Source organism: Streptomyces bullii (assembly GCF_042657145.1).
Lineage (GTDB): Bacteria > Actinomycetota > Actinomycetes > Streptomycetales > Streptomycetaceae > Streptomyces > Streptomyces bullii.
Genome location: NZ_JBHSNY010000052.1, coordinates 1 through 510, shown reverse-complemented (window position 1 = coordinate 510; position 510 = coordinate 1). Strand labels below are relative to the sequence as shown.

The window sequence follows — 510 nt, the reverse complement described above, 5'->3', positions numbered from 1 at the left end:
CGAGCTCGTGCATGGTAGGCGTTGAGACGTCGAGTTCTCGATCGTCGATCATGGTCGTGTGGTGGGGAACGTGTCTCGTGCAGCGATCATCAACGACCGGAGGATCACGGGCCTGTCAGCTGAGGTGATCGCTGAACTCGTTGCCGAGGTGGGCCCGTTGTGGCACGAGCGACACAACGCCAAGCTCGTGTCCAGGCGGCGGAAACGGGCTGTGGGCGCCGGTGCGAAGCACCGGCTGGTGTTCGTTGACCGGCTACTGGCGACCCTCGTCCATCTCCGCCACGGGACCACACATGACGTGCTGGCCTGCTGGTTCGGTGTGGACCGCTCCACCATCACACGGGCCATCGGCGAGGTGCGTCCCCTGCTCGCCGAGCGAGGCTGCACTGTCACCACCGGAGTGCGGTTGCGGACGCTGGCGGAGGTCGTCGATTACCTCGGTGTGACCGGGGAGACCGGGATCGTGGACGGCACGGAGATCCGGGTCCGGCGCCCGGCCGTCGGACGCAA

The 510-nt window shown here is 66.7% G+C and carries 1 protein-coding gene; it reads left to right on the top strand.

Annotated elements, in window-relative coordinates; all coding sequences use genetic code 11:
• Positions 1-70 precede the first annotated feature (70 nt).
• The coding region (locus ACFPZJ_RS39830; RefSeq protein WP_381031979.1) for a helix-turn-helix domain-containing protein at positions 71-510 on the top strand (440 nt) is incomplete at its 3' end.